The sequence below is a fragment of the Micromonospora chaiyaphumensis genome, assembly GCF_900091435.1.
Lineage (GTDB): Bacteria > Actinomycetota > Actinomycetes > Mycobacteriales > Micromonosporaceae > Micromonospora > Micromonospora chaiyaphumensis.
In genome coordinates, this window is sequence record NZ_FMCS01000001.1 from 781,434 (window position 1) to 799,102 (window position 17,669).

The 17,669-nt window shown below is 74.6% G+C and carries 17 protein-coding genes; 6 read left to right on the forward strand and 11 right to left on the reverse strand.

Annotated elements, in window-relative coordinates:
* Window positions 1–162: 162 nt before the first annotated feature.
* Complete coding sequence (locus tag GA0070214_RS03725) at window positions 163–957, forward strand: hypothetical protein (RefSeq protein ID WP_091258969.1); 795 nt, start codon at window positions 163–165, stop codon at window positions 955–957.
* A gap of 28 nt (window positions 958–985) precedes the next feature.
* Here GA0070214_RS03725 and GA0070214_RS03730 read toward each other — a convergent pair whose 3' ends face one another.
* On the reverse strand, window positions 986–1,543 hold the full coding sequence (locus tag GA0070214_RS03730; RefSeq protein WP_091258971.1) for a M23 family metallopeptidase: 558 nt from the start codon (window positions 1,541–1,543) through the stop codon (window positions 986–988).
* 93 nt (window positions 1,544–1,636) lie between these two features.
* Here GA0070214_RS03730 and GA0070214_RS03735 point away from each other — a divergent pair, with 93 nt between their 5' ends.
* Complete coding sequence (locus GA0070214_RS03735) at window positions 1,637–4,420, forward strand: AAA domain-containing protein (protein WP_091258974.1); 2,784 nt, start codon at window positions 1,637–1,639, stop codon at window positions 4,418–4,420.
* A gap of 17 nt (window positions 4,421–4,437) precedes the next feature.
* Here GA0070214_RS03735 and GA0070214_RS03740 read toward each other — a convergent pair whose 3' ends face one another.
* Window positions 4,438–6,258: an ABC transporter ATP-binding protein gene (locus GA0070214_RS03740; protein WP_377463451.1), complete on the reverse strand. Its 1,821-nt coding sequence runs from the start codon at window positions 6,256–6,258 to the stop codon at window positions 4,438–4,440.
* A 55-nt stretch (window positions 6,259–6,313) separates the two neighbouring features.
* On the opposite strand from GA0070214_RS03740, the gene GA0070214_RS03745 reads away from it, so the two are divergent.
* Complete coding sequence (locus GA0070214_RS03745; RefSeq protein WP_091258981.1) at window positions 6,314–6,736, forward strand: MarR family winged helix-turn-helix transcriptional regulator; 423 nt, start codon at window positions 6,314–6,316, stop codon at window positions 6,734–6,736.
* Between the two features lie 87 nt (window positions 6,737–6,823).
* On the opposite strand, the gene GA0070214_RS03750 is transcribed toward GA0070214_RS03745, so the two are convergent.
* The 9 genes from GA0070214_RS03750 to GA0070214_RS03790 form a co-directional block, all read right to left on the reverse strand.
* On the reverse strand, window positions 6,824–7,450 hold the full coding sequence (locus tag GA0070214_RS03750; RefSeq protein WP_091258983.1) for a TetR/AcrR family transcriptional regulator: 627 nt from the start codon (window positions 7,448–7,450) through the stop codon (window positions 6,824–6,826).
* A gap of 131 nt (window positions 7,451–7,581) precedes the next feature.
* Entirely contained in the window at window positions 7,582–8,853 is a 1,272-nt protein-coding gene (locus GA0070214_RS03755; protein ID WP_091258985.1) for an ABC transporter substrate-binding protein, read from the reverse strand.
* Window positions 8,854–8,904: 51 nt separating this feature from the next.
* The gene (locus GA0070214_RS03760) at window positions 8,905–10,044 is read right to left on the reverse strand and encodes a branched-chain amino acid ABC transporter permease (protein ID WP_244167533.1); all 1,140 of its coding nucleotides are present in this window, start codon (window positions 10,042–10,044) and stop codon (window positions 8,905–8,907) included.
* Entirely contained in the window at window positions 10,041–10,919 is an 879-nt protein-coding gene (locus tag GA0070214_RS03765) for a branched-chain amino acid ABC transporter permease (protein ID WP_091258987.1), read from the reverse strand. Before GA0070214_RS03765 ends, GA0070214_RS03760 begins: the two co-directional genes overlap by 4 nt.
* Before the next feature lie 28 nt (window positions 10,920–10,947).
* Window positions 10,948–11,664, reverse strand: coding sequence for an ABC transporter ATP-binding protein (locus GA0070214_RS03770; protein ID WP_091258989.1), 717 nt, complete (start codon window positions 11,662–11,664; stop codon window positions 10,948–10,950).
* Window positions 11,661–12,482 (reverse strand): ABC transporter ATP-binding protein, encoded by an 822-nt coding sequence (locus tag GA0070214_RS03775; protein ID WP_091258991.1) that lies wholly within the window; start codon window positions 12,480–12,482, stop codon window positions 11,661–11,663. The genes GA0070214_RS03770 and GA0070214_RS03775 overlap by 4 nt, the downstream gene beginning before the upstream one ends.
* A gap of 190 nt (window positions 12,483–12,672) precedes the next feature.
* On the reverse strand, window positions 12,673–13,509 hold the full coding sequence (locus tag GA0070214_RS03780) for an SMP-30/gluconolactonase/LRE family protein (RefSeq protein WP_091258992.1): 837 nt from the start codon (window positions 13,507–13,509) through the stop codon (window positions 12,673–12,675).
* The gene (locus GA0070214_RS03785) at window positions 13,506–14,726 is read right to left on the reverse strand and encodes an RNA polymerase sigma factor (RefSeq protein WP_091258994.1); all 1,221 of its coding nucleotides are present in this window, start codon (window positions 14,724–14,726) and stop codon (window positions 13,506–13,508) included. The genes GA0070214_RS03780 and GA0070214_RS03785 overlap by 4 nt, the downstream gene beginning before the upstream one ends.
* Window positions 14,723–15,073 carry a YciI family protein gene (locus GA0070214_RS03790; protein WP_091258996.1) on the reverse strand — a complete coding sequence of 117 codons (351 nt, stop codon included), beginning with the start codon at window positions 15,071–15,073 and terminating at the stop codon, window positions 14,723–14,725. The genes GA0070214_RS03785 and GA0070214_RS03790 overlap by 4 nt, the downstream gene beginning before the upstream one ends.
* 145 nt (window positions 15,074–15,218) lie before the next feature.
* On the opposite strand from GA0070214_RS03790, the gene GA0070214_RS03795 reads away from it, so the two are divergent.
* The 3 genes from GA0070214_RS03795 to GA0070214_RS03805 all read left to right on the forward strand — a co-directional run bounded on the left by GA0070214_RS03795 (window position 15,219) and on the right by GA0070214_RS03805 (window position 17,603).
* Window positions 15,219–15,929, forward strand: coding sequence for an MBL fold metallo-hydrolase (locus GA0070214_RS03795; protein WP_091258999.1), 711 nt, complete (start codon window positions 15,219–15,221; stop codon window positions 15,927–15,929).
* Between the two features lie 147 nt (window positions 15,930–16,076).
* Window positions 16,077–16,823: a lysozyme gene (locus GA0070214_RS03800; RefSeq protein ID WP_091259001.1), complete on the forward strand. Its 747-nt coding sequence runs from the start codon at window positions 16,077–16,079 to the stop codon at window positions 16,821–16,823.
* Between the two features lie 105 nt (window positions 16,824–16,928).
* Window positions 16,929–17,603, forward strand: a complete 675-nt coding sequence (locus tag GA0070214_RS03805) for a peptidoglycan recognition protein family protein (RefSeq protein WP_091259003.1) — start codon at window positions 16,929–16,931, stop codon at window positions 17,601–17,603.
* Window positions 17,604–17,669: the final 66 nt, after the last annotated feature.

Sequence of the window (17,669 nt, forward strand, 5' to 3'; positions counted from 1 at the left end):
GGCCCGACGGCACCGAGCGGCCAGGCCTCGGACCGGTGGGAGCAGTGGCGCGCCCGTGCCCGGGAACTCTGGGCGGTCACGTGGCGCGGGGCGAAGCAGTTGTGGGCGGCGGCCCGGCCCATTCTGGACCAGTTGCGGTGGGTTGAGGCGGAGGCCTCGCCCGTGACGCTCGTCGACCGCCGGGCGGCGCCCACCCTGCTCGTCCCGGCGCAGGGGCAGGTCTACCACTTCGTCGTCCGGGTCACCTTCACCTGGACCACGAACAACGCGCGGCCGGAACTCTTCGGCTGGTACGTCGACCAGTTCCAGCCGCAGGCCATGCAGCGGTTCCGGCGGATCGCGGTCCGGTGTGCCGCGGAGTTCCCGCCGGATCGTCCCCGGGCCTTCGCGCTCACGCTGGACGACGCGATGACCGGCGACGACGCCCTCCCCTGGGGTTACGAGCGCGGCGAGGTCACGTTCACCTGCGAGCCGGACGTGTCGGTCGACCTGGACGAGCCGGTCCGGGATCTGCTCCGGCCGTACTGGGACAAGCGCATCGCTCTGGAGTGGAAGCGGGACCTCGAACGCCGGCGCGCGGAGTACGCCGAGGAGCGCCGGCGCGGGCCGGCGGAACCGGACGGCAGCGGGCCGGCGGAACCGGACGGCAGCGGGACTCCGGAACCGGACAACGGCGCTACGCCACCGGAACCGGACGACGGCGCGACGCCGGCCGGCATGCCGGAGTCGCTGCGGGAGGAGCCCGCGCCGCGCCAGCGGGAGGCCCCTTCGGCGGCGGAAGCGGCGCCGCGACGGCCCGCACAGCAACGTCGAGGCCCGCGGCCGGACTCCCCGGTCGAGCAGTTCAACCTGCTCGACCCCATGCTGCAACCACCCGGGCCCAGGTCCGGCGAGTTGCCGCCGCCGGACGACCCGACGGGAGGCGATCCGGAGAAGGGTGGGACCCCCGAGGCCTGAGCTCCAAGGGGGCATCCGCCCCGCCGGGTCAGCAGTTGTTGGTGCTGGTCTGGTTGCGCTTGAGGTAGTCGGACCACGTGACGCCCTGCACGACGGAGACGACGACGCTGCCGTCGTGGATCTGCTCGTAGTGCAGGTGCGGGCTGAGGTCGTACTCCGCCGAGGAGGCGCCGACCTTGCCGATGACGGTGCCCTGGTTCACGGTGGCGCCCTTGTCGATCGGGCGCTCGCTGAGGTGGGCGTACCGGGTGCGCCAGCCGTCACCGTGCCCGATGACGATGGTGTGGCCATAGCCGGTGGTGGTCGAGTAGGACGACTCCAGCACGGTCCCGCCGGCGCTGGCGACCACGCGACGGCCGAGGTCGTCGGGGCTGCCGTTGGCGTCGTAGTGGTTCCAGTCGATGGAGTGGGCCGGGCTGTGGCCGTTCCAGTTGCTGCCCTGCCACGTCTGGCCGCACAGGAACGGCATCCGGAAGCCCGGCCGCGCGGCCTGCGCGGGCTGCACCCCGGTCAGCGCCCCGACGACGACGGCAGCCGTGAGCAGCGCGAGGACACGCCACCGGGCGGCGGTGAACGACACGGACATCGGCTCCCTCCCCTTCCATGCGAGCGACAGGGATCGATGCCAGTCCACGGGCGGCAGGTCACCGTCGTCCGCGTACGGCAGAATCGGCGGGCGATGGAGACGGCGACGATCCTCACCGCGCTCGCCGACCTGGCCCCGGCCGGCGCCGAGCGGACCTTCGACGTGTCCGGCGCCGGACGCCCGCTGATCTGGCTGCCCGAACCCGACCGCGGGCCACGCGGCACCCGGCTGGACCGGCTCGCGGCCCTGGACGCGCTGCACCGCGACGAGCGGATCCTGCGCCGGGGCCTGGCCTTCGTCGTGGGCGGGGCCGACCTCGACGGGGCCCGCCGGCGGGTCCGCGTGCCGCTGCTGGCCCAGCCGGTACGCCTGGACCGCACCCGCCGGGGCTACCGGATCGTGCCGGCGGGGGACCTGGAGCTGACCTCCCTGATCGAGGACCGGGACCTCGCCGCCCGGCTGGAGGCGGCCCCGGGCCTCGCCGGGCCGGGCTGGCTCGGCGCGCCTGGCACCACGGCGTGGATCACCGCCGCCGCCGAGGCCGCCGCTCTGAAGGTGGAGGCGGTGCTGACCACGCCACCCCGGAGCATCGACGACGGCACGCTCACCGGGGTCGCCGCCGCCGCGCTGTTCACCACCCGCGACGTGCTCGCCGGCCGGCTGCGCGACACCCTGCTCGGCTGGGCCGCGCGCCCCGGGCTGGCGGACACGGCGCTGAGCCGGCTCTACGGCGACAGGACCGGGAACGTCCAGGGCGACGACACCGGCGACAGGACCGGGAACGTCCCGGCTGACGACACCGAGGTGCTGTCGCCACTGCCCTTGAACGACGCCCAGCGGGACGTGGTCCGGCGGACCAGGACCGAGCCGGTCGTGATCGTGTCGGGCGCACCCGGCAACGGCAAGAGCCACGCCCTGGTCGCCGCCGCGCTGGACATCGTGGACCGGGGCGGCTCCGTGCTGGTGGCCACCCAGTCGGTGCACGCCGCGGACGTGCTGGGCGACCTGCTGCGTCGCCACCCCGGGCCGACGCCGGTGCTGTTCGGTGACGCGGAGCGCCGCGAGTCGATCGCCGCCGACCTGGCCGGCGGCGCCGCGGCGGGAGTGGACGACGCAACGCTACGGGCCGACGAGGCCGCCGTGGCGTCCGCCCGGGACCGGGCGACGGCCGTGTCCACCGGCATCGCCGCCGCCCTCGACGAGGAACGGCGGGCCGCGGCGCTGCCCGGCTGGCAGCCCCTGCTGCCGGCCCTGAGCCGGGACGCCTCGGGCGTGTTCGACCCGGACACCGACCTGGCCGCGGTCCGGTCCGCGCTGGCCGACGCCACCCGGGCCGGCGACGGCTGGTGGCGGCGCTGGCGGCGGGCCCGCGCCGGGCAGCGGCTGCGGCGGCTCGCGGGCGGCGGCGACGTACCGGTGGAGCGGGTGCGGGCCGCCATGGAGGCGGCGGGCGCGGTACGGGCGGCGGCCCGGCTGGCCGCCACCGGCGGCACCGACCTGGCGGCCGCGTGGCGCAGCCTGGCGGAGGCGGACGCCGCGCTGGCCGAGGCCGTCGGCACGGCGATGCGCCACCGGGCGGCCAGTGCCCGGCGGTGGACCGGTGCGGCGCGGCGCGCCACCAGCGGCCTCGGCGCAGCGCTGCGGGCCGGCCGGAACCGCCGCCGCGAGCTGCTCGCCGGGCTGGACGCCGAGGCGCTGGTGCGGGCGCTGCCGCTGTGGGTGGGTACGGTCACCGACGTCGAGGACCTGCTGCCGCCGGTGGCCGGGATGTTCGACCTGGTGGTGCTCGACGAGGCGGCCCACATCGACCAGCTGCGGGCCGCGCCGGTGCTGGCCCGGGCGCGGCGCGCGCTGGTGGCCGGCGACCCCCGGCAGCTCCGGTTCGTGTCGTTCGTGGCCGACGTGGACGTGGCCGCCACCCTGCACCGGCACGGTCTGGACCGGTTCGGCGACCGGCTCGACGTGCGCCGGTCGAGCGCCTTCGACGTGGCGGCCGGCGCCGCCCCGGTCACCTGGCTCGGCGAGCACCACCGGTCGGTCCCGCACCTGATCCAGTTCTCCGCGCGCCGGTTCTACGGTGACCGGCTGGAACTGGTCACCCGCCATCCGCGCAACGAGCGCGCCGATGTCATCGACGTGCTCACCGTTGCCGGGTCGACAGTGGTCGAGGGTGTCAACGAGGCCGAGGTCGCCGCCGCCCTCGACCTCGTGCGGCGGCTCGCCGGCCACCCGCCGGCGGGCGGGATCGCGGTGGTCAGCCCGTTCCGGGCGCAGGCGGACGCGCTGGAGGCCGCACTGCTGGCCGCGTTCGACGTCGACGAGATCGAGCGCCTCGGCCTGCGGTCGGGCACCGTGCACGCGTTCCAGGGCAGCGAGGCGGACGTGGTGATCGCCTCCCTGGGGCTGGTGGACGGCGACCCGCCGTCGCGGCACCGGTTCGTGGCCGAGCCGAACCTGTTCAACGTGCTGGTCACGCGGGCCCGCGCGCGGCTGGCCGTGGTCACCTCCCTGCGGTCGCCCGAGGGCCTGGTGGGCGACTACCTGGCCTACGCGGGCCGGCCGCCGGTCGCACCGGACGCGGAGGCGGTGACGGGCTGGGCCGCCGACCTGGCGGAGGAGCTGCGCCGGCTCGACCTGCCGGTGCGGCCCGGCTATCCGGTGGGCCGGTGGCGGGTCGACCTCTGCGTGGGAGCCGGCGCGGACGCGGTCGGGGTGGTCTGCGCCGTGCACCCGGACGGTGTCGCGGCGCACCTGGAACGGCAGCGCACGCTGACTCGGGCGGGCTGGCGGGTGCACGACGTGTTCGCGAGCCGCTGGGCGGGCGACCCGATCCGGGCCGCCCTCGATCTGGCGTCCCGCATCAAGCCCACCGGCTGACCAGAAGGGCCGACCGCTCAGGCGGCGAGGGCCGCGTACCGGCCGGCGTGGTTGAGGAGGCTCTCGTGGGTGCCGGACTCGACGATCCGGCCGTGGTCGAGCACGGCGATCTGGTCGGCGTCGCGGACGGTGGAGAGCCGGTGGGCGATGGTCACCACGGTGCGTCCCCGGGCCAGCTCGTCGAAGGCCCGCTGCACGGCGCGCTCGGTCTCGGTGTCCAGCGCGCTGGTCGCCTCGTCCAGCACCAGGATCCGCGGGTCCCGCAGCAGCGTGCGGGCGATGGCCAGGCGCTGCTTCTCGCCGCCGGAGAACCGGTGGCCGCGGGAGCCGACCACCGTGTCGTACCCGTCGGGAAGGGCGGCGATCAGGTCGTGGATCTGGGCGGCGCGGGCGGCGGCCTCGAGGTCGGCGTCGGTGGCGTCCGGCTTCGCGTACCGGAGGTTCTCCCGCACGGTGGCGTGCAGCAGGTAGGTCTCCTGGCTGACCACGCCCACGACGGCGGCCAGGTCGGCCAGGCGCAGGTCGCGGAGGTCGACGCCGTCGACGGTGATCCGGCCGGCGTCGGGGTCGTGCAGGCGGCTGATCAGCGCGGCGAGGGTGCTCTTGCCCGAGCCGGTCTCGCCCACGAGGGCGAGGCTGGTGCCGGCCGGTACGTCCAGGTTCACCCCGGCCACGGCGGCCGTGTCGCTGCCCGGGTAGCTGAAGGTGACGTCGGAGAAGCGCAGGTGGCCGCGCACCCGGGCCGGGTCGAGGGCCACGGGCTGCGCCGGGTCGGCCACCTCGACGGGCAGGTCCAGGTATTCGAAGATCCGGGCGAACAGCGCCATCGAGGCGGTGAGCGAGACGCCGACGTTGAGCAGGCCCATGAGGGGCCGGAACAGGTTGCCCTGCAGCGCCGTGAAGGCGACCAGGGTGCCGATGGTGAGCGTGCCGGCGGTGCCGGGCAGGCCGGCGCCCAGGTAGATGACGGCCGGGATGGCCGCGAAGATCACCGTCATGGAGGCCATCCGCCAGCGGCCGGCCAGCTCCGAGCGGAGTTCCAGGTCGACGAGGCGGGCCGAGGAGGCGGTGAACCGGTCGACCAGCGTCGCGGCGGCGCCGAGGGTCTTGGCCAGCTGCACGCCGCTGATCGACAGCCCCTCCTCGATGGTGACGTTGAGGTCGGCCAGCTCGCGCTGGCGGCGGGCGGTGATCTCCCGGCGCAGCCGGGCCACGCGCCGGGTCAGCCAGATGGCGGGCGGCAGCACGACCACCGAGACGAGGGTGAGCCGCCAGCTCAGCGCGACCATGGCGATCACGGTGGCGACCACGGTGGTGAGGTTGGCGGCGATCGAGGTGGCGGTGGAGGTGACCACCGCCTGCATGCCGCCGATGTCGTTGGTGATCCGCGACTGCACCTCGCCGGTGCGGGTGCGGACGAAGAAGCCGATCGACTGGCGCTGGAGGTGGGTGAAGACGTCGGTGCGCAGCCGGTGCATGACCTCCTGCCCCACCCGGGTGGAGATCCACGTCTGCGCCACGCCGAGCACGGCGGTGACGGCGGCCACCCCGACCATGCCCGCGACCAGCCAGGCCAGCAGGGTCAGGTCGCGCTCCGGGAGGGCCCGGTCGATCACGGTACGCAGGAGGAACGGCGACGCCATCGCGATCACGGACGACGCCACGATGATCGCCACCACGGCGGCGAGGGGGCCGCGGTGGGCGGTGAAGAGGCCGCCGATCCGGCGCAGCGACACCTGGCGGGCCTGCGTCTTCTCGGCGGGGGTCACGGAGGTTCGGCCGCCACCGCGGCCGTCACGGAATCCGTCCAAGGGGTGCTCTCTCTCGTCGGGGGACATTGCTGAGGTTACCTCATCATGAGGTAGCAACAGTATGTACTGTTACCGTATTCCGGTGACCGGCAGCGATGACGAGGAGAGCCTGGCCGAGACGTTCTGGGCGGTGGCCCGGCGGCTGCGCCACCAGTCCAAGCGCACCCTCGAACCATGGGAGATCAACCCGGGGCACGCCCGGGCGCTCGCCGTGCTCATGCGGCACGGCGCGCTGCGGCTCAGCGCGCTCGCCGAGCACCTGCGCATCGCGCCCCGCTCCGCCACCGAGGTGGTCGACGGCCTGGCCGAGCGCGGGCTGGTCGAGCGCCGGCCCGACCCGGTCGACCGGCGGGCCACCCTGGTCGCGCTCACCGGGGAGGGCGAACGGGTCGGCGAGGCCATCCGGGGTGCCCGGGCCGCCGAGGCGGAACGGTTCTTCGGCGCCCTCGACCCGGCCGACCGGGACGAGCTGACCCGGATCCTGCGCCGGCTGCGCGAGGACTGAGCAGGCCCGGATCCCGCGACGACCGAGCAGACCGGGCGCGGCGGGTCGCCGTCGACCGGCGACCCGGCGGCGGTGCGGAGGGTCGGGTCAGCGCAGGCCGGCGGCGATGGCGTCGACCAGCAGCGCGCCGATGGTGCGGGCCAGGGTGGCCCGGGCCGCCGCCACGTCGAGGCCCATGGCGTCGCGCATCATGGCCCAGGCCGCCCACGTGCAGGCCACGGTCAGCGCGTCCAGCAACTGCTCGCGCCCCTCCCCCGCGTGCGCCAGCTCGGGGTCGAAGACCTGCTCGATCTCGAGGCGGACCCGGGCGATGGCCGCCTCGCGGTTGCGCCGCAGCTGCGGCGAGAACGGCTCCCGCAGCGCCGAGGCGCGCGCCGACGGCGCCAGCACCTCCAGCATCTCGGCCCGCTGGTCGCAGAACTCGGCGATCCGGCGGGTGAGCGGCAGCTCGGGCGGGATCGGCTGCCAGAGCGCGTCCAGCCGCTCGCCGACCCGCAGCCCGGTCGCGGCGAACAGGGTCTCCATGTCCTTGAAGTTGGTCCACAGGGTGCGCAGGGACACCCCGGCCCGCTCGGCGATCCGCTCCCCGGTGGGCCGCAGGTCGCCCTCGTCGATGAGCGCCAGGTGCGCCTCGACGATGGCGGCCCGGGTCCGCTCGGCCCGCGCCGACCGGCCGTCCACGCGCGCCGGCACGTCGGCGTCCACCTCGATCATGCGACCGCCCCCTGTGCGTAGCTGCTGGCCGGCGCGACCCGCCCGCCCCAGTGGCGTCACGCCGGAATGCTGAACTCTACGTGCGCGGCGCCGGGCGGCCGTCACCGCGGTGACGGCCGCCCGGCACGCGGTCAGGTCGTCGGGATGGCGTCGGCCGGCGGGGTGGCGGGCGCCTCGGTGAACTCGGTGACCGCGGCGTCGCCGTCGTCCGTGGTGTACGTGGGGCCGAAGTACGCCTGCGCGCCGTTCTGGACCTTGTTCAGGCGCACCCCGCTGTAGCCGGCGTGCACGTCGGCGCTGTACCGGAACGGGGTGAGACCCGGCCCGCGGAAGCCGCCCTTCTGCACGGCCTCGACCAGCTTCTCCCGGGTCGGGTCCTTGCCGGCGGCGAGCAGCGCCTGCACGAACGTGTACGCCATCGAGTAGCCGTAGATCGCGTTGCCGTCGATAGGGTTGGCCGCGTTGTACTTCTGGTGGATCTTGGTGAACTCCTGGATCCACGGGTTGGCCGTGTCACCCACCATGGGCAGGTAGTTGTCGGCGACCATGCCCTCCAGGATCACCTTCTTGTCGCCGAGCTGGTTGGACAGCGTGGTGTAGTCGGCGCCCACGTTGGACACCACCCACTGCGCCCGGAACCCCTGCCCGGCGGCCTGGCCCATGGCCAGCGCCGTGAAGCCCGGGATGCTCGCCGAGATCACGACCTGGCAGCCGGCCGCCTTGAGCGCCCCGATGGCCGGGCCGACCTGCTGGTTGGTGGTGGTGTACGTCTGCTTCGCCGCCACCGCCCCGAGGACCTTCTCGACCCCGGCCAGGGAGTCCCGCCCGAAGTCGTCGTTCTGCCCGAAGTGGCAGACCTTGGCGCCGGGGAACTGCTGCTTCACCCAGGTGGCGAGGATCTTGCCCTCGACGGTGTAGTCGGGCTGCCAGCCGAAGGTGGTCGGGTACTTGTCGGGCTGGTTCCAGTTGCGGCTGCCGGAGGAGACGAACAGGTCCGGCACCTTCTGGGTCTTCACGAACTCCAGCACGTTGGTGTGGGTGGGGGTGCCCAGCCCGCCGAGGAGCGCGAAGACCTTGTCGTCGAGCACCAGCTTGCGGACCACGTTCTCGGTGTTGGCCGGGTTGTAGCCGTCGTCCATCACCTTGTAGACGATCTTCCGGCCGTTCACCCCGCCCTTGCTGTTGACGTGCTCGAAGTACGCCTTCGTGGCGGCGGAGATCTTCGAGTAGCCGGGCGCGGCGGGGCCGGTGAGCGGCTGGTGGGTGCCGATGACGATCTCGGTGTCGGTGACGCCCGGGACGTTCTCGGCGGCCTGCTTCGCGTCGTCGGCGCAGGCCGGCACGGCGGCCAGCAGGGCGAGGCCGGTGGCGGCCGCGAGTATGCGGCGGGTGGTGGGGCGCATGGTTCTCCATTCCGGTGCGGCGGTGCGAACGGGTGGGTGGAACCGGGGTGGTCAGTGCTCCGGCGCGCGGCGGCGGGTACGGAGCCGGGCAACGAGGGTGCGGGCGGCGCCGTGCAGCCCGCCCGGAGCGGCGAGCATGACGACGATGAGGATGAGGCCGAACACGGCCAGCGCGAGGTTGCCCTCCAGCCGCTGGGCCAGGCCGGACGGCAGGCTGAACGTCTCGGTGAGCAGGCTCGGCAGGTCCTGGAGCGCGACCAGCAGCACCGCGCCCCAGACCGCACCGGCGAGGCTGCCGAGCCCGCCGATCACGATGGCCATGAGCAGGAACAGGGACAGCTCCAGGGGGAATTTGCCGGGCGCCACGGTGGCGGTGAGCACCGCGTACACGCCGCCGCCGAGGCCGGCGCAGCCGGCGCTGACCACGAAGGCGAGCACCTGGGTGCGGGCGACGTGGATGCCCGCGAGCCGGGCGGCCACCTCGTCGTCCCGTACGGCGCGCAGCGACCGGCCGAACCGGCTGCGCACCAGGTTGGCCAGGAGCAGCACGGTCAGCAGCGCGGCGAGCAGCGCGATCCAGGCCAGCCACCGTTCCGGCTGGAAGTAGGCGCCGAGGACCGCCGGCGGGGTCTCGGCGGGGAAGCGCAGCCCCTGCTCGCCGTTGAACACGCCGGTGAAGATGGTGCTGATGGCCGGCACCAGCGTCGCCACGGCGAGGGTCACGCCGGCCAGGTACGGCCCGCGCAGCCGGGCCGCCGCCAGCCCGATGACCAGCCCGGCCAGCGCGGTCGCCGCCAGGGCGGCCAGCAGGGACAGCGGCAGGATCCACCGGCCCTGGACCCCGCGCTCGTCGAACGCCCGCTGCACCAGCGCCACGGTGTAGGCGCCGGTGGCCATGAGCGCCCCGTGCCCCAGGGAGAGCTGGCCGTTGAGCCCGACCAGCACGGTGTAGCCGGCGGTGACGCAGAGGAATGCGCACACCCGGGCCACCTGGAGGTTCTGGTAGGGCGCGAGCTGGTTGGTGAGCAGCACGACCAGCGTGCCGGCGAGCACCGCCCCGGCGAGGTGGCGCAGCAGGGTCGAGCCGCGTGGGCCGGCGGCGGCGGGCGCGCCGGGCAGCAGCCGGCGCAGCGGGGACGGGCCGGCGGGCCGGTCCACCCCGGACCGGGCGGAGGGGCGGGTGGCGGTCACACGTGCCTCGCTCTCGCGCTGGAGAAGAGCCCGCCGGGGCGGACCAGGAGGACGGCCAGCAGCAGGACCAGGACGGCCAGCGGAGTGGTGTCCGGGCCCAGGTAGCCGGTGACGTACGAGAGGATCAGGCCGACCAGCAGGCCGCCGACCACCGCACCGGCCGGGCTGTCCAGGCCGCCGACCACGGCGGCGGTGAACGCGACGACGAACACCAGGTCCATGGCGTGCGGGTGCAGCCCCAGCCCGGTGGGCACGACCAGCATCCCGGCGAGCGCGCCGACCGCGGCGGCGAGCGCCCAGCCGAGCGTGAGCATCCGGCTCACGTCGACGCCGAGCAGCCGGGACACCTCGGGGGCGAACGCGGCGGCCCGCATCCGCAGGCCGATCGGCGTGCGGGTGAACAGCAGCGCCAGCAGCACCACGACCACCAGCACGGCGCCGAGCACCCACAGGTCGTACGGGGACAGCGCGGCGACCCCGCCGAGGGTGAGCGCGTCGGTGTCGAACGGCGCGGCGGCCGGCCGGTAGCCGTTGCCGAAGACCATGCCGAGCACCGCCTGGATGAGCAGCACCAGGCCGAGCGCGACGATCACCTCGTTGAGCGGGTTGGCGTGCCCGACGAAGCGCATGAGCACCCGTTCGACGAGTGCGCCCAGCAGCAGGCCGGCGAGCACGGCGGCGCCCAGGCCCACCCAGTAGGAGCCGGTCGCGGAAGCCACCGCGTAGCCGACGTAGGCGGTGGCCACGGCCATCGCGCCCTGGGCGAAGTTGACCACCCGGGCGGCCCGCCAGATGAGCACCAGGGCCAGGGCGAACGCGGCGTAGACCGCGCCGGTGGAGAGCCCGCCGAAGGTGAGGAACAAGAACCGGTCCAATCGCGGATCCTTCCTGCTCGCCGGGCCGTCAGAACCCGAGGTACGCGTGCCGGAGCTGGTCGTCGTCGCGCAGCCGGGCCGCCGGCGCGGCCGTCACGACCCGGCCCAGCGACATCACCACGCCCTGGTCGGCGACGGAGAGGGCGCTGCGCACGTTCTGCTCGACCAGCAGGACGGTCAGCCCCCGGTCGTCGCAGAGCCGGCGCAGCAGCGCCATGATCTGCGCGGTCACCTTGGGGGCCAGGCCGAGCGACGGCTCGTCGAGCAGCAGCAGCCGGGGACGGGCGATCAGCGCCCGGCCGAGCGCCAGCATCTGCCGTTCCCCGCCGGAGAGCTGGTGCCCGGCGTGCCGCCGCCGGCGGGCCAGGGCCGGGAACAGCTCGTAGACCTCGTCCTGCGCCCGGCGGGCGTCGGCCCGGTCGCTGCGCCAGAGCCCGCCGAGGCGCAGGTTCTCCTCCACGGTCAGCTCGGCGACGACGCCCCGGCCCTCGGGGACGTGCGCCAGGCCGCGCCGGACCAGCCGTTCGACGCGGACACCGCGCAGGTCGGCGCCGTCGAAGCGGACCCGGCCGCCGGCGGGCCGCAGCAGACCCGACAGGGTACGCAGCAGCGTGGTCTTGCCGGCTCCGTTGGCGCCGAGCACGGCGGCGATGGTCCCGGCCGGCACGGCGAACGTCACGTCCCGCAGCACCGGCACCGGTCCGTAGCCGGCGCTGACGGCCTCGACCTCCAGCACCCCGGTCACGAGCCCGCCCCCGCCGCCTCGGCCGGCACGTCGGCGCCGAGGTAGGCCTCGGTGACCAGGGGGTCGTCGCGGACCTCGTCCGGGGTGCCGGCGGCGATGACCCGACCGAAGTCGAGCACCACGAGCTCCTGGCAGACGGCCATGACCAGGTCCATGTGGTGCTCGACGAGCATCACCGAGCAGGCGCCGCCGGCCCGCTCGGGCAGCGTGCGGACCAGCTCGGCCAACTCGGCGACGTCGTCGGCGCCCAGCCCGCCGGCCGGCTCGTCGAGCAGCAGCAGCCGGGGCCGGGCGATCAGGGCGCGGGCCAGGGCGACCCGCTTGCGCACCGCGTACGGCAACGTGGTCGGGGCGGCGTCGGCGTGCGCCGCGACGCCCAGTTCGGCGAGCAGGTCGCGGGCCTCCCCGCGCAGCCGCCGTTCGTCGCGGTCGCTGCGCGGCAGGCCGAACAGGGCGGTGGCGAAGCCGGCCCGGGCCGCGTGGCTGGCGCCCGCCACGACGTTCTCCAGCACGGTGAGCCCGGGAAAGAGGCCGACGCCCTGGAGCGTACGGGCGATGCCGAGCCGGGTGAGGCGGTGCGGGCGGGGCCGGAACGGCCGGCCGTCGAGGGTGAGCGAGCCGCTGGTCGGCGGGACGAAGCCGCAGACCACGTTGAACAGGGTGGTCTTACCGGCGCCGTTGGGGCCGATCACGCCGACGATCCGGCCGGGCGGGACCCGCAGCGAGACGTCGTCGAGGGCGACCAGCCCGCCGAACCGGACGCCGACACCGTGCAGCGCCAGGTCGATGCCGTCCGCGGGGGTGGGGGGTGGGCTCATCTTCACCTCGGGAGAGAACGCGGCGTCGGGGGTGCGCGGTGCGGCTCGGGCGAAGCGGGAAACTTATTACACCGGGAGTGTACTTTTCGGCGAGGGTTCGTCAATGCCTCCCGGCGGCAGCGGGGATATCGACGCGATCACGATTCCGCCGGGTGCCGGAATCGCACCCACCGTGCGGTGTCGGCCGTGCTCAGCCCGCGGCCGGGGCGGGCGCCCGCAGAGTCCGGACCTGGCCGGTGCGCGGCCCGCCGGAGAGCGCTGCCGGGCTCCACTGTGTGGTGACGAGGTGGAGGGTGCGGCCGTCCGGGCCGCCGAGCGCGCAGGCGAAGCAGCCCCGGTCCAGGTCGATCCGGTCGAGCACGCGGCCGCCCTCGGCGACCCGCACGGCGCACCGGTTCGGCACGTCGCCGTACCAGACGGCACCCGCGGCGTCGAGGCAGATGCCGTCCGGCGCGGAGTCCAGCACCGCCGCCCAGACCCGCCGGCCGCCCAGCGTCCCGTCGGCGGCCACGTCGTACGCGGTGAGGCGGCCGGCGTACGACTCGGCCACGATGAGGGTGCGCCCGTCCGGAGTGAGCGCCATGCCGTTGGGGAAGGCGAGGTCGTCGGCGACCAGCCGCGCGGCGCCGTCCGGCGCGACCAGGGCCACCGCGCCCGGCCGGAAGTCCCCGGCGGGGAAGTCGAAGCCGATGGTGTTGACGTAGGCGTTGCCCCGGGAGTCGGTGACCACCTCGTTCCACGGGTGCGGGACGAGCGCGGCCAGGTCGGCGTGGGTGCGCAGCGACCCGTCGGGTTCCCGGCGCAGCAGCCGCCCGGCGCCGCCGGCCACCACCAGCAGGCGCCCGTCCGGCAGCCAGTCGAAGCAGATCGGCAGCCCGTCGACCCGGACGACCACCTCGGTGCGGCCCGCCGCGTCGACGGTGAGCACCTCGCCGGCACCCCAGTCGGCGAGCCAGAGCCGCCCGTCGTGCCAGCGCGGCGACTCGCCGAAGGCGAGCCCGTCGACCAGGATCTCCGGTGCGCTCACGGGTGACTCCTCAGCAGGTCGCGGGAGTGGCGGAGGAACTCCCGTTCGGCGGCGTTGTCGGTGCGCGCGATCGCCGCGTCGTACGCGGCCGCCGCCTCGGCGGTCCGGTCGAGGCGGCGCAGCAGGTCGGCACGGACCGCGTGCAGGACGTGGTAACCGGCCAGGTCGAGCCGGTCGACCTCGGCGAGCGCCGTGGCCGGGCCGGCCACCTCGGCGAGCGCGACGGCCCGGTGCAGCGCCACCACCGGCCCGGGCGCGTGCGCCAGGAGCTGGTCGTAGAGGGCGAGGATCTGGCGCCAGTCGGTCTCCGCGGCGGTGGCCGCGTCGCTGTGCACCGCGTTGATCGCCGCCTGGATCTGGTACGGGCCGGGCCGGTTCCGCCGCAGGCAGCGCCGCACGAGGGCCTGCCCCTCGGCGATCAGCGCCCGGTCCCACCGACCGCGGTCCTGCGCGCCGAGCGGCACCAGCGCGCCGTCCGGCCCGGTCCGGGCGCCCCGCCGCGCGTCGGTGAGCAGCATGAGCGCGAGCAGCCCGAGCACCTCCGGCTCGTCCGGCATGAGCGCAACCAGCAGCCGCCCCAGCCGGATCGCCTCGGTGCACAGCTCATCCCGGACCAGGCGCTCCCCCGCGCTGGCGGTGTGCCCCTCGGTGAAGATCAGGTAGACCACGGCCAGCACGCCGCTCAGCCGGTCCGGCAGGTCGGCGTCCCGGGGCACCCGGTACGGGATGCCGGCGTCACGGATCTTCGCCTTGGCCCGGACGAGGCGCTGCGCCATGGTCGGTTCCGGCACCAGGAACGCCCGGGCGATCTCGGCGGTGCTCAGCCCACCGAGCAGGCGCAGGGTCAGCGCGACCCGGGCCGCCGGGGCGAGCGCCGGATGGCAGCAGGTGAAGATCAGGCGGAGGCGGTCGTCGCGCACGGGCCCCTCCTCGGCGGGCGGCTCGGGGGCGTACAGGAGGGCGGCCTGGGTGTGCCGGTCGGCGCGGGACGCCTCGCGCCGCCGCCGGTCGATCGCCCGGTTCCGGGCGGTGGTGATGATCCAGCCGGCCGGGCTGGGCGGCGGGCCGTCCACGGCCCACCGGTCGACCGCGGTGGCGAACGCCTCCTGGACCGCTTCCTCGGCGAGGTCGATGTCGCCGAGGAGGCGCACCAGGACGGCGACCGCCCGGCCGTACTCCGCGCGGAAGGCCCGTTCGACGTCGGTGGGGCCGGTCATCCCTCGCCCTGGAAGGGGCGCACCTCCACCGGCAGGGTGGTGGCCAGCGCGTAGCGGCGGCCCCAGTCGAGCGCGGCGTCGAGGTCGGGTGCGGTGATGACGGTGAAGCCGCCCAGGTACTCCTTGCCCTCGACGTACGGGCCGTCGGTGACGAGCACCTCGTCGCCCTTCGGGCGCAGGACGGTGGCGGTCTCCGGCGCGTGGAGGCCGTTGCCGAAAACCCAGCAGCCGGCCTCCCTGAGCTCCCGGCCGATGGCGTCGACCTCGCGCATCACCCCGGCCAGGAACTCCGGGTCCGGCCGGTCGGCGCCGGCCGGCTGGTACATGCTGATCAGGTACTGCTTCACGGGCTGCCTCCTCGTCCGGCGGCCGGTCTCTCCCGGCCCCTCCACCCTCCACACGAACCGGGACCCCGCGGATCGACACGCCGGCCCGACGGATTTCCCGGACCGAGGTGTTGATCGACCGTCGCCGGCGCCCGACACTCGGGGCATGGCACGAACCGCGGCGGTTCCGCTCGCCCCCGGCGTCTGGCGCATCCCCACCGTCGGTCGCGCCATCGTCAACTCCTACGCCTTCGTCGACGACGACGGCTCGGTCACTCTGGTCGACTGCGGGATGCGACGCGCCCCGGCCCGCATCGTGCGCGGCCTGGCGGCCATCGGCAAGACTCCCGCCGACGTGACCCGGATCGTGCTGACCCACGCGCACGCGGACCATGCCGGCGGGGCCGCGGAGCTGGCCCGGCGCACCGGCGCACCGGTCGCCGCGCACCGGTCCGACGTGCCGTACGCCGAGTCCGGCCGGGTGCCGCCGCAGGGCGGCGGGAACACGGTCGGCCGTTTCCTCACCCGCCTGGCGGGCGGCCGGTTCCCGGCGGTCGCGGTGGCCCGGCCGCTGGCCGACGGCGACGTGCTCCCGGTCGGCGGCGGCCTGCGGGTGGTGCACACCCCGGGCCATTCCCCGGGGCACGTGTCGCTGCTGCACGAGCCGACGCGGGTGCTGGTCACCGGCGACGCGCTGTTCAACGTGGCGGGCGTGCGCTGGCCGGTGCGGTCGTTCTGCACCGACTTCCGGATGACCCAGCGCACCGCGCACGTGCTCGGCGAGCTGGACTACGACGTGGCCGCCTTCACCCACGGCCCCGAGCTCACCGACCGGGCCCGCGAGCAGGTTCGGGCCTTCCTCCGCCGCCTGGGCTGAGCCGGCGCCCCGGCACCGGGCCGCGTCCACAACCCTACGCCCGATACAGAGAAAATCTTCCATGTATCTATTGCAAGAATTCTTCGCCGTGTGACCTAATACTGACAGTTCCTTTCGTCAAACTCCCCCAACCCCCAGGGAGGAAAGATGAACCGTCCCCTACGATCGGCGCTGCGTACGGCCGCCACGGCCCTGCTCGCCACCGTCACCCTGGCCGCCTCGGCCGTCGTGGGCGCGACTCCCGCCAGCGCCGCGCCGGCCGGCCTGCCCGGCATGGACGTCTCCAGCCACCAGGGCAACGTGAACTGGTCCGCCGCCTGGAACAACGGCGCCCGGTTCGCGTACGTGAAGGCGACCGAGGGCACGTCCTACACCAACCCGTACTTCGCCCAGCAGTACAACGGCTCCTACAACGTCGGGATGATCCGCGGGTCGTACCACTTCGCCCTGCCCGGCAACTCGAGCGGCGCCACCCAGGCCAACTACTTCGTCGACCACGGCGGCGGCTGGTCCAAGGACGGCAAGACGCTGCCCGGCGCGCTCGACATCGAGTACAACCCGTACGGCGCCACCTGCTACGGGCTGAGCCAGGCCTCGATGCGCAGCTGGATCGCCTCGTTCGTGAACCAGTACTACGCGCGCACCGGCCGGTGGGCCACCATTTACACCACCACCGACTGGTGGACCACCTGCACGGGCAACACCTCGCAGTTCGCCGCGAACAACCCGCTGTGGATCGCGCGCTACTCCAGCAGCGTCGGCACCCTGCCGGCCGGCTGGGGGACGTACTCCTTCTGGCAGTGGTCGTCCTCGGGCGTCTTCCCGGGTGACCAGAACGTCTGGAACGGCACCCTGGACCGGCTCAAGGTGCTGGCCTGCAACGGACCCTGCTGACCCGCTCCGGTGGCGGCCGGCCGTCCGGCCCGGCGTTCCGCACGCCGCGAACCCGGTTCGGCCGTCCGCCACCGGCGGCGTCCGTCCCCCGACGAGGAGGCCCCGATGTCCGTCCCCGTTCCCCGGCGGGCCGTGCTGCGCGGCGCGGTCCTGCTCGGCGCCGCCGCCGGCGCCACCGCCCTCACCCAGTTCGGCGCCGGCCGGGACGCCCGCGCCGTCGCCACCCGGGTCGACCAGCCGACCATCGCGAACTGCGCGACCTGGGGCGCCCGCCCGCCCTCGTCGCCGGTGAGTGTGGTGCAGAGCCGGCCCAACAAGATCATCATTCACCACACGGCGTTCCCGAACACCACCGACTACAGCCTCGCGCAGGCCTACCGCAACTCGCGCGACATCCAGAACCTGCACATGGACACCAACGGCTGGCTCGACTCCGGGCAGCACTTCACCAACAGCCGGGGCGGCTTCCTCACCGAGGGCCGGCACGGCAGCCTCTACGGGCTGCTGCACGGGCAGACCATGGTGCAGGGCGCGCACTGCGTCGGGCAGAACAGCCAGGCCATCGGCATCGAGAACGACGGCATCTATCTCGACGTGCAGCCCCCGCAGGCGCTCTGGAACAGCCTGGTGTGGTTCTGCGCCTTCACCTGCCAGCAGTACGGGATCCCGCCGACCGAGATCTACGGGCACAAGGACTTCAACAACACCCAGTGCCCCGGCCTGCTGCACGACCGGCTCCCGGAGCTGCGCAGCACGGTGGCCGCCCGCCTCGGCGCCTGACCGGATCCCGGACAGCTTCCGTCCGTCTCGGGCGGAAGCTGTCCAGGATCCCGTCGTTTCAGTGCT